The sequence below is a fragment of the Sphingobacterium sp. UME9 genome (assembly GCF_014170215.1).
Taxonomy (GTDB): Bacteria; Bacteroidota; Bacteroidia; order Sphingobacteriales; family Sphingobacteriaceae; genus Sphingobacterium; species Sphingobacterium paramultivorum.
This window is the reverse complement of the sequence record NZ_LZZP01000013.1, coordinates 1,365,209-1,379,415: the sequence shown is the minus strand read 5'-3', so window position 1 is coordinate 1,379,415 and position 14,207 is coordinate 1,365,209. Positions and strand designations below refer to the sequence as shown.

At 39.0% G+C, this 14,207-nt stretch carries 14 protein-coding genes; 3 read left to right on the top strand and 11 right to left on the bottom strand.

What is annotated here, in order from left to right; all coding sequences use genetic code 11:
- Window positions 1-6: 6 nt before the first annotated feature.
- The gene (locus A9970_RS24930) at window positions 7-219 is read left to right on the top strand and encodes a DUF6965 family protein (protein WP_120332699.1); all 213 of its coding nucleotides are present in this window, start codon (window positions 7-9) and stop codon (window positions 217-219) included.
- Window positions 220-248: 29 nt separating this feature from the next.
- On the opposite strand, the gene A9970_RS24925 is transcribed toward A9970_RS24930, so the two are convergent.
- From A9970_RS24925 to dinB, 7 genes are all read right to left on the bottom strand, one after another.
- Window positions 249-626 (bottom strand): response regulator, encoded by a 378-nt coding sequence (locus A9970_RS24925; RefSeq protein WP_182331290.1) that lies wholly within the window; start codon window positions 624-626, stop codon window positions 249-251.
- Window positions 627-877: 251 nt separating this feature from the next.
- A complete protein-coding gene (locus tag A9970_RS24920) occupies window positions 878-1,081 on the bottom strand; it encodes a YwbE family protein (RefSeq protein WP_046674525.1) in 204 nt (67 codons plus the stop codon).
- 247 nt (window positions 1,082-1,328) lie between these two features.
- Window positions 1,329-2,654, bottom strand: coding sequence for an RIP metalloprotease RseP (gene rseP / locus A9970_RS24915; protein ID WP_182331288.1), 1,326 nt, complete (start codon window positions 2,652-2,654; stop codon window positions 1,329-1,331).
- 16 nt (window positions 2,655-2,670) lie between these two features.
- Entirely contained in the window at window positions 2,671-3,828 is a 1,158-nt protein-coding gene (locus tag A9970_RS24910) for a 1-deoxy-D-xylulose-5-phosphate reductoisomerase (RefSeq protein WP_182984096.1), read from the bottom strand.
- A 15-nt stretch (window positions 3,829-3,843) separates the two neighbouring features.
- A complete protein-coding gene (locus A9970_RS24905) occupies window positions 3,844-4,650 on the bottom strand; it encodes a beta-carotene 15,15'-monooxygenase (RefSeq protein WP_182984095.1) in 807 nt (268 codons plus the stop codon).
- 154 nt (window positions 4,651-4,804) lie between these two features.
- On the bottom strand, window positions 4,805-6,931 hold the full coding sequence (locus A9970_RS24900; protein ID WP_182984094.1) for a S9 family peptidase: 2,127 nt from the start codon (window positions 6,929-6,931) through the stop codon (window positions 4,805-4,807).
- A 144-nt stretch (window positions 6,932-7,075) separates the two neighbouring features.
- Window positions 7,076-8,173 (bottom strand): DNA polymerase IV, encoded by a 1,098-nt coding sequence (dinB, locus tag A9970_RS24895; RefSeq protein WP_182984093.1) that lies wholly within the window; start codon window positions 8,171-8,173, stop codon window positions 7,076-7,078.
- A gap of 239 nt (window positions 8,174-8,412) precedes the next feature.
- On the opposite strand from dinB, the gene A9970_RS24890 reads away from it, so the two are divergent.
- Window positions 8,413-8,820 carry a hypothetical protein gene (locus A9970_RS24890; protein WP_120332692.1) on the top strand — a complete coding sequence of 136 codons (408 nt, stop codon included), beginning with the start codon at window positions 8,413-8,415 and terminating at the stop codon, window positions 8,818-8,820.
- A 152-nt stretch (window positions 8,821-8,972) separates the two neighbouring features.
- On the opposite strand, the gene A9970_RS24885 is transcribed toward A9970_RS24890, so the two are convergent.
- The 4 genes from A9970_RS24885 to A9970_RS24870 are packed head-to-tail and all read right to left on the bottom strand — an operon-like array spanning window position 8,973 to window position 12,494.
- Entirely contained in the window at window positions 8,973-9,929 is a 957-nt protein-coding gene (locus A9970_RS24885) for an exonuclease (RefSeq protein WP_310889303.1), read from the bottom strand.
- A gap of 1 nt (window position 9,930) precedes the next feature.
- Window positions 9,931-10,506, bottom strand: a complete 576-nt coding sequence (gene coaE / locus A9970_RS24880) for a dephospho-CoA kinase (RefSeq protein ID WP_182984092.1) — start codon at window positions 10,504-10,506, stop codon at window positions 9,931-9,933.
- 10 nt (window positions 10,507-10,516) lie between these two features.
- Window positions 10,517-11,467 carry a YbbR-like domain-containing protein gene (locus A9970_RS24875; protein ID WP_182331280.1) on the bottom strand — a complete coding sequence of 317 codons (951 nt, stop codon included), beginning with the start codon at window positions 11,465-11,467 and terminating at the stop codon, window positions 10,517-10,519.
- Window positions 11,468-11,516: 49 nt separating this feature from the next.
- On the bottom strand, window positions 11,517-12,494 hold the full coding sequence (locus A9970_RS24870) for a BtrH N-terminal domain-containing protein (protein ID WP_182984091.1): 978 nt from the start codon (window positions 12,492-12,494) through the stop codon (window positions 11,517-11,519).
- Window positions 12,495-13,039: 545 nt separating this feature from the next.
- Here A9970_RS24870 and A9970_RS24865 point away from each other — a divergent pair.
- Window positions 13,040-13,489 (top strand): hypothetical protein, encoded by a 450-nt coding sequence (locus A9970_RS24865; RefSeq protein WP_182984090.1) that lies wholly within the window; start codon window positions 13,040-13,042, stop codon window positions 13,487-13,489.
- Window positions 13,490-14,207: the final 718 nt, after the last annotated feature.

Below are 14,207 nucleotides of genomic sequence, written 5' to 3'. Positions count from 1 at the left end.
TGTGGTATGACTCCAGAAGAATTACAACAATATTTTCAATCCAAAGACTTGCCTGAATCGCTAGAAATACAGCAAGATATGCAGGTCTTCGACGTGCAACGTTTCTTGAGCACAAGTTTTATCCATGTTGGATTATGGAAAAAAGATCTAAGCAAATGTCCATCCTGGATTAGACTTCTTAAATTTAAGGATGCTTTAGAAAATAAAGAAGAGGCCTAACATCTGTTAGACCTCTTCTTTATTTATAGCTATATGCTGGGAGCAAGTTGTTTCATTAATAGAGGCATCTGTTCTTTCGAAAAGATCTCTTCTGCCCCAGCGTCCCGTAATTCCATCCGTTCATTTTCATCACTACTTGATGTCAACCCAAATATTCGAATAGAGGGAAACCGCTCACGTATGATTTTTGCCGTTTCTATCCCGTTTAATACAGGCATATGCAGATCTAATATACATATTTCAGGAAGTTCGTGCTCATTTTCATCGAGGTAGTCGATTAAATCCCTACCATTGGAAGCACAATAAACCAAATCCAATAAATGAGATTGAGCCATAGCTCGCATCAACACATGATGAATCAGCGCATCATCTGCGTAGACAACCGTACATTTACTTTTGGTATCCATTTGAAAAAGCTATCATTTTAATAATTATAAAAACAATATTATATAAATATGTAATAAAATAAAAAATACAGAAAAAAGTTAGCAATAATTATGTTATAATACAAATTTTATTTCAAAATGTTCCCTATTAACAATCCAACAAGCTTTTAGTTTGATTTATACAATAAGAACATCATAGGTAGTAAATCTCTCCGCGTCAATACCGTTAGAAAAGATTAAGTAAAGAGAAATAAAGATCGGTAGCCTATACCTTAAAAATCATCTTCAATAATTTCAGCCACTCTGCCTACTTGGCCATCCGTCAACCTGACTTTAATTCCCCTCGAATGATATGAGGATGATGTCAGCAAGTCTTTCACAATGCCTTCTGTTAAATTCCCTGTACGTTGGTCCTTTTTTAAGATTATATTCACCAACATACCTGGCTTTACATCTGCTCTATTTCTTCCATCCATGGTCAAACTTAGAAAAATTGTTTTTCAAATGCAATATAAATAAACAATTTATTGTTAGAAAAACCTTCGTCTCATATTTTGGAACCGGTACAGTGAAAGCAAATGAAAGCGAATAGCGTAGATGAATGTTATAAACCGAACTTCAAGCTGTTCAATACTAGACCTACCTACCATAAAAAAAGGGGCTTAAGCCCCTTTTTTTATGGTAGGTAGGTCATCAGCATATTGGCTGTTTGACCAATTGAATTTATTTAAATAGCTTAAAAATATCGTTTCCGAATATAAAGACCATTAAAGCCAATAAAATAAAGAAACCGACCATTTGTGCTTTCTCCAGGAATTTTTCGCTCAATGGCTTACCTTGTATCATTTCAACCAACAAGAACAATACGTGACCGCCATCCAAAGCTGGAATAGGCAATAGGTTCATAAATGCCAATGCCATAGACAACATCCCTACTAAGGACCAAAAACGGATCCAGTCCACTTCCGTGCCGAACAAGGTAGCAATTCCAATTGGACCAGATAATGCTTTATCAGCACGTACCTCGCCTTTGAAAATCTTGCCAAATCCTTTGGCGTTGTCAGTAATGACTGTAAATGCCTTTTTAGCGCCGATTGGAAATGCTTCCATCAAGCTATATTGTGTTGTAAAAGATTTGATAGAATAATCACGATTAATACCTATTCCCAGCATGGCATCCACAGGAACATTCCCTTGCAATGAAACTTCGGTTCCTTTGCGTAAAACTTTAATCGCAACAGCTTTATTGATATTCGCTTTTATTTGTGCTTTAAACTCGTCGAAGAAAGGAACCGGGACCTCGTTCACCGCAATAATGCTATCTCCTTTGATAAAACCCATCTTACTTGCCACCGATCCAGGCGTTACTTCAGCAACACTTGTCGTTTTAACACGTGGCTCGATGAACTTTTCCCCCTTCTTGTCAGAAAGCGTGTTCAATAAATCCGCTGGAACTTTTACTTCTGTTGTTGCACCATTGCGCTCAACTGTAAGTGCCACTCCGCCCATCAATACTTTAGAACTGATCAACTCCGAGTAATTTTCGATACGGTGACCGTCTATTGAAATCACTTTATCACCAGCTTTCAAACCGATGGATTCACCAATGGATCCTGGAACTATACCATTTACCAGCTGATCCATTTTGATATCTGTATTACCCATTTTAAAAGTCAGCATCCAAAAAACAACAACGCCGACCACAATATTGACAATAATACCCCCAAGCATAACAATTAAACGTTGCCAAGCTGGTTTTGATCTAAATTCCCAGGGTTGTGGTTCCCCTTTTAATTGCTCAGTATCCATCGATTCATCGATCATACCCGCAATCTTGACATAACCACCTAAAGGCAACCAGCCAATACCATATTCACATCCTTTATAATTGAATTTAAATAATTTCACTCCCCAAGCATCAAAGAACAGATAAAACTTTTCCACTTTGATACCAAATGCACGTGCTGCTAAGAAATGTCCTAACTCATGTAGAACAATTAAAATTGACAAGCCTAAAATCACTTGTCCGACCATAATTAAAACACCCATGTATGCTTTTTAAAATTTAATCTTTGATTATTTCCTTTGTTATTAATCTTGCGATACGATCCGTCTCCAGATAATCATCCAGCGTCGGTGTAGCAATGAATTCTACTTTACCTAATGTCTGTTCAATAATATCACTCATTTCCAAAAACCCAACTTGATCTTTCAGGAAGGCATCCACAACAACTTCATTGGCTGCATTTAATACACAGCTTCTATTTCCGCCGGCACGAAGGCTCTCATAGGCAAGTGCCAAGTTTCGAAAAGTTTCCATGTCTGCTTTTTCAAAACTGAGCGTTGGATAGTCCATGAAATTAAATCGCTCAAAACTGTTTTCAAAACGTGCCGGATAGGTCAGTGCATACTGGATCGGCAATTTCATATCAGGAACCCCCATTTGGGCCTTCATGGAACCATCCTGAAACTGGACCAGTGAATGTACAATAGATTGGGGATGTACAATCACATCGACCTGATCTATTGACAGATTGAAGAGCCATTTTGCTTCAATCACTTCTAGCCCTTTATTCATCAAGGACGCCGAGTCAATCGTAATTTTGGCACCCATCGACCAGTTGGGATGTTTCAAGGCTTCAGCCTTAGTCACCTGCAGAAGGTCTACGCGTTTTTTTCCACGAAAGGGTCCTCCTGAGGCAGTAACATATATTTTCTCGATTGGATTATGCTCCTCTCCAGCCAAACACTGGAAAATCGCCGAATGCTCCGAATCTACAGGAAGCATGCGTACACCATATTCTTTCACTAAAGCCATAATCAGCTCACCGGCTACAACCAGCGTCTCCTTATTGGCCAGCGCAATATCTTTTTTCGATTGAATTGCTTTAACAGTAGGTTTTAATCCCGCAGATCCAACGATTGCATTCAAAACAACATCAACTTCTTCATACTGCACCACTTCAATCAGTCCAGCTTCCCCCAAAAGAACAGCGATATCTTGTCCTTTTAAAGCATCCTGCACATAGCTGTACTGAAGGGAATCTGTTACGACAACTGCCTTGGGCTTAAACTCCAGGGCCTGTTTAACCAGCAGAGCGGCATTGCTACCACAAGTCAGAACGATTGCTTCAAATTTATTAGGAAAGGCTCTAATCACATCCAAGGCTTGTGTACCTATACTTCCCGTTGCCCCTAAAATGGCAATTCCTTTTTTACTCAAAACCTTTGCTATTAATTAAAATATATTACTTAAAATCTTTGGATCCTCTCCCCCATGATAATCCGCCATCATGGATCGGTAAGCGACCGAAACAACAATACTAGCCAAAGGTACCACCAAGAAAGAGCTCACGAGGTTCAAAATAATAAAAATTATGTAATATTCTAAATAATTAAAATACATCTGTAATAACTGGAAAAAAGCAAATACAGCCAAAATCAATAATAGTTTGAATACATTGCCTTTTGTCAGTGCAAAACTGAAGCGTAATGACCTCAATGTCCCCGCGTGTTTATCAATAATGAAAAATGGATAAAATGCCACTCTAATAATCAGGATGAAAGTCAATATTGCTGCGACAAAAACAACAAACATCGTAAAGTTGCTCATTAACTCCATCCGATTGTCACCATTTTCAAATAGATAAAGGAATGGTAAAGAAACGGCCCCTAAAATCATCAGGAGTGCTATGGAGAGCACCATTATACTTAACATGGCGCCAAAAAAATAGGCGAGCTCCTTAGAACTAGGAATGCATTGGATCAGTTTTTTATCGTGATTTCCATCAATCAGATTTAAAATATACTTAAATAAAGTCATATTCAATCCGAAATACATAACCATGAAAAAAAATGCCATAAAGCCACTCAACACCACATTGAAATCACTGATTGTGGTCGCGAGATAATTAGAGAGTCCGGAGGTCACGAACAGTAAAAAACAAAGCCCCGCCACTGAAAAATAATGTTTTTTCAGCAACTCCCATGACTTATTAAAAACCTCATTAACGGCAAAAGTACTTTCCTTTAGGAATTGAATCATTTTTTCTTTGAATAAACTTCTACAAAGATGCCATATTTTTTAATTTTCAACAATTTACACTCCCATAAAAATCATTTTTTTTGTAATATTTAACATAAAAAAAAATCCCCTATCCGAATGGACAGGGGATTCTATATGTTATACCGAACTATGCCTATTTAAATTCTTTGGGAAGCGGCTTCTCCAATAAGTATTGGTAGTAGAAACGCGCACGCTCATTAAAATCATATTTACTTTTCGAACGATCAAATCCATGACGGCTTCCCGGATAGATCATCAACTCAAAAGGAACACTTCGATCTGTCAATTTATCAACAAGTTGGATTGTATTCTGTAAATGAACATTATCATCCATATCGCCATGCATAATGCGCAAAACGCCTTTATAATTATTTGCATAGGTTAACACAGAACCAGCTTTATAGCCTTCAGGATTATCTTGAGGCGTATCCATCCATCTTTCAGTATAATGGCTATCATACAGATCCCATGAGGTTACGGGTGCACCGGCAATACCAAAATCAAATACATCTGCAGCCTTCGTCATCGCTAAACAAGTCATATAACCTCCGTAGCTATGCCCTGTAATAAGCACTTTGTTTTTAGCTACCCAAGGTTGCGATTTTAACCATTTAACAATCGTTGAATAATCAATAATTTCCCAGTGGCCAAGATTGCGGTGCATATAAGCAACACCTTGTTTACCAAAATGACCAGATGCCCGGTGATCTGCAGAGACTTGAATAATTCCTTCATTAGCCCAATACTGATTATTCGTTCCTTTCCAGGTATCTTTTACCGTTCCAGCATCAGGACCTCCATAGATACTGAAAACAACAGGGTAAACTTTTGATTTATCGAAATTTGTCGGATAAGTAATTGTTAATGGAAGATCGAACAAACCATCATCTGATTTAAGATGTAAGTATTCGGTTTTACCGTACGTATACGAAGCAAAATCAGCCGCTTTACTATCTGCTAACTGACGGACGACCTTGCCTTGATTATCCAACAGCGCAAATCGATCTGGTGTACCCACATTGGAGTATTTGCTAATAAAATACTTGCCATCAGGCGATACATTGACATCGTGTGAGTATTCACCGAAAGTCAGACGTTTTAAGTTTTTACCCGAATAATCCACGCGGTACAAATCAAAACGTGCCGAATTTTCTTTCCGTGCGGTAAAATAGATCACCTTATTTTTTTCATCAATCCGTTTTAATTCGGTTACCTGCCATTCGCCTGAAGTAATTGGATTGACCAATGTTCCATCCAATTTATAGAGGTAGTAATGCGCCCAGCCCGTCTTATCCGATTTTAAGATATAATATTTGTTGTCCGCAAGATAGGTGATACGTTCATCGTGATCCAAATTGATCCATGAGGCCTGACGCTCGTCGTAAATTTCTTTTTTCGAACCAGAATTCGGATCCACTTGATAAAACTTCAAATTGTTCTGATCCCTATTCATCCACTGCACCATCACATTTTTGCTATCAAAGGCCCAATAAGGCTGCCCAAAATACTGATCATCTTTTTCGTTGAAATCAGCCCAGGTAACGTTCCCCCCATCGAGATGAACGATACCCACCTTCACTTCCGGATTTGGGTCTCCAGCTTTGGGGTATCTTGTTTCCTCCAGGTAACCATGCTGGCCTTTGGACGAATAAATCGGAAACATAGGAACCTTGGTATCATCGAAACGCATGAAGGCGATTTTACGGCTATCCGGAGACCACCAAAAAGCTTTGTATTTTGTTGGGCGCCCAAGAATTTCCTCGTAATATACCCAAGATGACCAACCATTGTAAATCACGTCGGTACCATCATTTGTATATTGCATTTCTTTTCCCGAAGTCACATCCACACTATACAAATTGCTTTTGCGGGTAAAGGCAACATATTTACCATCCGGCGATAAGGTCGGATTCTGTTCCGCGACATCCGGAGAGTTGGTCAACTTCTTGGCAACACCATCTGTACTTTTCAGGAAGATATCATTGTTCTCGACATAGACAACCGTGCCTTCTTTAGCGGGAACTGTATAAATGCTTCTATGACCTGATTTAACGTTAACCTGATATAAACGACCATCATTTACATCATTTTCCAGATAAGCTGTCCCATCTGCCCAGCCAGGATACTGATTCGTACGAACTGTCAACGATGGCTTCTGCCCCCAGGACTGTGCAAAATCCAATTTCTTTTGTGCAAAACCAACCTCATGCACTAAAAAAACGATAGACGCACCTAAGAGTACTCTTGATACCGTATTCATTAATTTTTGGATATGTTTATTAATTATTTTGGCTAAGATAAAGAATTGTGGCAAATAACGACGATTTTGCCTGTAACAAGCTTAATTCAGATCGCGCATACCATAATGCTTAGCCAAGACTTGATTAAACCGGATGATTCCTTGCTAAGGACGATGCTCGAAAAGTACAAGCTGTATACCTTCCTTTGGAAAATCAGCTTCTTCCACAAAATTTGATATCGAAACACCCAACAACCTCACTTTGTTCACCAGCTCAACCTTGCTCAACAAACTATGGGCGGTGGCGTAAATTTTATCTTCCGAATCAAAACTATTTTCTAAGGTTATACTTCGTGTCAACTGAACAAAATCGGCATATTTAATTTTTAAGGTTAAGGTTCTTCCAGAGATTTCCTTTTTCCCGATGCGTGTCCACAACTGTTTGCAGAGCCGTTGCAAAATGGTATTTAATTCTTCAAATGCTTCTACATCCTCGCCAAAAGTATCCTCAATCCCGACCGATTTACTGCTGCGATTGGGGACAACAGGACGGTCGTCGATCCCGCGTACGATACGGTAAAAAAAGTGCCCAGTCTTTCCAAACCAACGTACGAGGTCCTCTTCACGCTGTTTTTTTAAATCAAGTCCGGTAAACAGCCCCAGTTCATGCATTTTTTTTGCGGTCACCTTACCTACGCCAAAAAACTTATCCACGGGCAATGACTCCATGAACTTGACAATTTTCGAAGGACCTATAAATGTTAAGCCGTTGGGCTTGTCCATATCCGAAGCAATCTTTGCAACAAATTTATTGACGGAAACACCAGCAGAGACAGTCAGATTCAACTCTTCTTTGATAGCCTCTTTAATGGCTTTGGCGATATCAATAGCCGAACCAATACCCTGTTTGTCTATGGTCACATCCAAAAAAGCTTCATCCAGGGACAGCGGTTCAATTAAATCCGTATAACGGAGAAAAATCTCCCGAATTTGGTATGAAACCTGCCGATAAACATCAAAGCGAGGATAGGTAAAGATAATATGGGGGCACAACTGGAGAGCCTTTCGGGAGCTCATAGCAGATTTGACGCCAAACTTTCGCGCTTCGTAACTGGCCGTTGCAACTACCCCCCTCCCATCCGGGGAACCACCTACTGCAATCGCTTTTCCCCGATATTCGGGAAAATCACGCTGATCTACAGAGGCATAAAATGCATCCATATCCAAATGAATAATCTTGCGATGTACCTGTTCGGGATCCATGATCCAAATTTACAAAAATTAGCATTATAGACTAAGAAAACCGAAAAATAACTAATAGAATTAGCAACACAGCACAAAACGGCAATCACTATTGCTAGCCAACCGTTAGTCTAGGTATAATCCATTCGTCATTATGCTGTTAATTATTTATCTTTAGGTGAAACTATCCGTTGGACAGAAAAATCATCGTTCTGGCGCATAGTCCTAGGCACTGCATTAAATGGTTTTAATTAGCACACATGATGGAAAATTTACCCGAACAAAAACCGAAAAAATCCGGATTTAAGAAGTTCTTACTCCTGCTGATCCTTTTCCTCCTTGTGGGGGGCGGCTCCTACGTTTACTGGAAGTATTACTATGTATTCGGTGAAGGTGTAAAATCTGGCTATCTTAATTATGCTGTAAAAAAGGGCAATATTTTCAAGACCTACGAAGGCAAGCTCATCCAGGAGGGATTTGGAAGTATCAAAACGGGGGGTATCGCCAGCAATCAATTTGAATTTTCTATTGAAGATGATTCTATATTCCGTCAATTGGAGCTCAATAGTGGAAAATACTTCGATCTGCGCTATAAAGAATATCATGGTGTGCTTCCCTGGCGTGGAAACACGGTTTATATCGTTGACAAAATTGTCAATATGAAATAGCGAACTCCGCTATGTTTACCAGCGGAGTTTTCGAAGTTCAGTTTAACTCAGTTATAGTACATCAGTACGCTTTTGTAGCGATGCCCTTCCATGAACGGCCCATTTTCCTTCGCATTTACGTGCCCGATCGAAGATTTTTCGACACAGCCTGCTTATGCAGAAAGCACATCACGCACGATCAATTTTTCGTTAAAATAACTTTTTAAAATGCTTCCGTCACCGTGTAGTGTCCAAACTTCTTTGGGATTTACCATCTTAATGTACTGAAGAATGTCATTCCAGTCCACATGATCAGAAATGTACAGCTCGATATCATTCTGTGCCTGTAAACGTTTCCAGCCTGAGGCAAATGCACGTAATACTTTGGTCGCCCTAAAATAACTATTGAAGGTCATCGGCGGTACCAAGTAAACTTTGTTCTGTTCGCCCTGTTTCATTTCTCTTCTATTGTAGGGCCCATAGTCCAATTTCTTCAGCCCGTGTTGATCATAAAGGCGATGGTAGGGCAATATTCCACTATGCACAAGCACTTTTCGATCCGGGCAGTACCTGTTGATCAAATCAGTAATCCGCTGCGCCTTGCCCAACACATAAGTACCTAATAAGATATTACTGGCATGTCCATCAAGTTTTTTTATCTCCTCCGCCGGATCGGGATGGCTGATATCCGGATTTGCAAAGGTGCTTTCTGTAATGAGGACATCGGCCTGCTGCACTTCGATCGGCTCACAGGTATCATCAGCTTGTAACTTGTAATCGCCGGTGTATAAGTAACGTACCCCCCGATATTCCATTAGAATCTGTGCTGAACCCAGTATATGACCTGCTGGTAAAAATGTGATTTCGACCGCACCTATTTTAAAGGGACTATTAAACAATTTGACCTGATAAGAATCTTTGCGATTCTGTTTATACCGATAAGTCATAAACAGTGAAGTCGCATGTGTGGCATACACATAGTCGTGTCCTGAACTGGCATGATCGCCATGGGCATGAGATACGACATTGTGCACGACGGGATTGCTGGCATCAATAAAAAAATCACCATAACGGCAGTAATAGCCTTCTGGCTTTCTGACTAAGAAGTCAGCCAATAGTGTAGACATCATATTATTTTAGAAACTTTTGATGCAAAGTCCACACCTGCGGCAATAGCGGAGTGGTTCCATCATTAATGATGACGAAGTCTGCCAATTTTAATTTTTCTTCGTCAGATAGTTGCTTATTAATTCGCTCCATGACCTGTTCTTCAGTGACAGCATCACGTTCCATGACACGTTTAACGCGTATCTCTAAAGGCGCAGTAACCAGTATGGTATAATCAAGATCCTTGTAAGAGCCACTTTCAAAAAGCAAAGCAGCCTCTTTGAGTGAATAACGGGACTTTTGCTGTTCAGCCCAGTCTTTTGCCGCCTGGATAACGATGGGATGTACAATACCGTTCACAAGTTCGAGCTTCGCCTTGTCGGAGAATATCTGTTCAGCCAAAAAAGCGCGATCCAGTTTCCCATCCTTATAGGTCTCTTCGCCGAACTCCGCTATCAAACGTGCTTTGATTCGCAAATCGGTATTCATCAATTCCTTCGCCTCATCATCAGCATTATAAACAGGTACAGCCATAGCTTTAAAAAGCTGACAGATAAATGTTTTACCGGATCCAATTCCACCTGTTATTCCAATCTTCATGAAAATATTGTTATTTACGTACAAAAAAGTCCACGTTTTGAGGCACAACGCTAATTACCTTACAATAGTCAGGTACTTTGGTCAGCAAAATAGGCAGATATTGCACCTCGTTTTTCTCCCAATCGGACAAATCCACCACCGCTTCAAAATCTCGCGATGTATAGTTATTATAATCTTTGACAGACATCAACACCGTTACAACAACTTTGCTCGGACTAAGTCTAACCGAACTATAACGTTGGCCATTCTCCACTTTTACGGGCAACTCGATTACTTTCTCGGTCAACTCACCTACAGGCATCAGCACCTCGACTGAAGTCGGATAAACATTGATATTCGCTTTTTGGTTACGTGCCAGGTTGGCCACGGTCCGAACATCGGTTTCGACTTCCTTTCCACGAACGGTATCCGTTTCCCAATACTCGATAGCCGAAACATCCTCGTAAGGTCCAGTGATTGTCACATAAGCTGGTGTAACTTTGGTATCAGCGATAAAACCGTAGCCGCGTTTAAATCCTATATTTGCAAGGGGTTTTACAGGCACCTTCCGCTGGGTCTGCTTAGAAAAATCAAAAAATAAGGTATCTGGGCTAACTGACACCACGCGTTGTTCATGTGGAAACTGTCGGTTGATAAAGCCCAATTGATTGGAAAAAACAATCCAGTCTTTGGTTTTTAAAGAGCTTAGGTCCACCTGAACCTTTGGGGTTTCCAAAGCAGCTTTGGAAAACAGGAATTGCCATCCTGTCATCTCCAGCTTCACTTTTACCGTATCGGATTGCTGAGGGTGAAATGCGCGTTTCTCGGGAAGATTGACATATTCAATCGCCGCCTTGACGGAAACAGTATATTGATTGGAGATCGAAAACAATAACCAAGCTAACAACGAAATTCCAACACAACGCACGAAGACATTAATCTTACGCCGTTGGGTCTTATTTATTCGAACTGCATTCGCCATGATACAAACTTAATCAATTTGCGTAAAAATCTGTGTTCTTATCTGCATTTCATCTTAAAGACAGCAATATTTCCATTGCATTTTTCTCTTTTGTGGCAAGGGTTTTGAGAATTTCTGATGCCTGTTGCACGTCATCGAAACTGACTGTCTCCGCAATTTGATTAAACAATTCCGACAAGGATGTCCACAATAATGCAATCTGCGCAAACTCATGATGAACCTCAGCGATCTGCTCTATTCCGAGCAGATCATAACTTTCTTTTATAAAGTCGCGATATAGATTTCGAAACAAGGCGCCGCCAGTACCTGCGTTTTCCATCAAATTTGCAGCCATTTTAAACTCACTTTCAATCGCATGACTCGTCTTGTACCATTTGGTCAATTCCTCAGCAGTCTTCAAAATTCCTTTATATGAAATGTTGCTGATGGGCGGTGCAAGATATTCCTTTGCATTATTGACCATTGCAGCAATCAGCACTTCTATCAAGTCCAAATCCCCGCCACTACCGGCTATCGTGTAATACAGATTTTTAGACGCCATAGGCCCCTTCTCTGCCCTAGCTAGCGCCAAACTCGCAAGGGATGTACGCACGCTTCCACCCTGCTGCCTCGTATCCACTAAATAGGCATTATCATGGTCATAACCATAAATAGCTACATAATGACCCGCGAAATGAAAGGGTTTTGCAAAATACTCCAGATGATAGGCGTCGAGTTTTAAGCCTACCGGTTGCCCCCTATCCAAGAGCTGTCGTACAATCTGCCAAGCTTTTGTTTTTGAAGAAGTTTCATGAACGCTGAGGTTTAGACCGAGATTTTTGCAGATATGCTGCGTCAGGAGATCTGGTTTTATTCGTCCGCCCAAAAATGGAAAGTCCATGGTTTTCATTTTCCAATAGATAAAACTGAGCCCTTCCCCTAGTCCAAAAAGCATCGGCTCCGAAAGCTCAATGCCCATATGGGCAAGTAATGTACCTGTTGCCGTTGTTTCACAATGCTGCCCATCAAATGGTCTAAGATTTTTCATATCGTTTTTTTTTACAAAATTAGAAGCTCGATTGACAACCAGATGTCAACAATAAAGAAATCCGCTTTCTGTAGGCTTCTATTGAATAAATTTATCCCATTAAGATTAGAAATTGTAGTAACTATTCAGCGTCATCAATAAGTTTCATAATTTTCGGTTTGTCACGGGCGGAAAAATTAGATTAAGATAATATTCATCAGTCTTTTTCCACCCATTAACTACGGAAAACAAAACATCAAAATACATCCATGATACAGACTTAATCAAGTTGCGTAAAAATTAGCCTTATTGAGATGAAAATTAATATAATACACTTGTAATCTGAACACTTAATTACGACTACATCAACTTTTGCAATATAATAGTATATCATATAATCGTGGATTCTAAAGTTTATTGAATGAGCTCTTCCAGGATCCTTTATAAAAAAAATTAGAGAAAAAAACATAAAAAAAAATAAGTTTTTCCATATATTTAAATAACCATATATATAATAAATTATAAAAAAAAGATTAGAATTCTCTCTTGTCGTATTCACCTGTTCTATGTTTGTTTTCTTCCAAGCATGTAGGAAAACCGAGCCAACCACTGATGAAAACAGTAAAAAAGTAGAATCATTAAGAAGTGTTGAATTAACATTTTTAAATGGAGCAATTAAAGAAACGCTTTACTTAAAAAATGGCGTTTGGGTTCCAAAAACAGAAAATATCATCAAAAAAGAATATAAAGATTCAAAAAGCAGCCAAATTATATATGGCTATACTTATTTAAAATCTATTGGTAAAACTTCTTCAGCCATGAATAAAACCGCTAAATCTCCGATCACAACATCAACAGGTTTGTATGGCTGGAACGGAAGATGCTTTGTTTGGGGGACATTAATTCGTAATGAAGAAGGAGTAGAACTATTTTTCCCCGCAGATTATACAACACAAAGTCTTTTAAATGTTTGCCCTGGCCCAAATGAGGCTTTTGCAAAGGTTCCGAAAAATTAAATTTAATAAATTATGAAAAAGTTCAAACTAATCTATCTTTCAATATTATTTTGTTTACTGTTCTCTAGCAGATTATATAGTCAAGAGAAAAATGATATGGCTATGTTAGAGAATAAAAAAGAATCTCAATATATTCTCAATAGCTTATACAAACACAACAACAATAAAACTTTGATACTCCACAATAATAAATTTTACAGTTTAAATAATTTCAATTTGATAGATACACTCGCTAAAAATGAGAAACTGAATTTTAAAGTAATTAACCAATCTGATTCAATTAAAACACTAATCTCAAAAGAAGTAAAATCTATTATTATAGTAAAGTAATAATACTACACCAAAAATCGTCCTGACCAACAAATATTGTACTGGAAGCTGCGATTTCTCAAAACAGCGACCAGCACAACATTTGTTAACCGCTATAGTATGTACTTACCAATCTTCAGAAGATCGATGAAACATTTACACCTAATATAAATCCATCATAAAGGCAGAATCTCTTCGCGCACTTATATCTGTTTTCCGAAAAAATACGTTTAAATCTTCAGTTTGAACAGCAGCAAAATCATCTATTTCTTGCTGCTTAAACCGAACTCACATTATATATTTCATCTTCTCCTTTGAGGGGAGTTAGCATTTATTGCGATATACTTTTTTGTTACATAATGTAGCCCCTTCCCTATTTTCTCTTTTAATTTTTTAGCTACAACAAAAG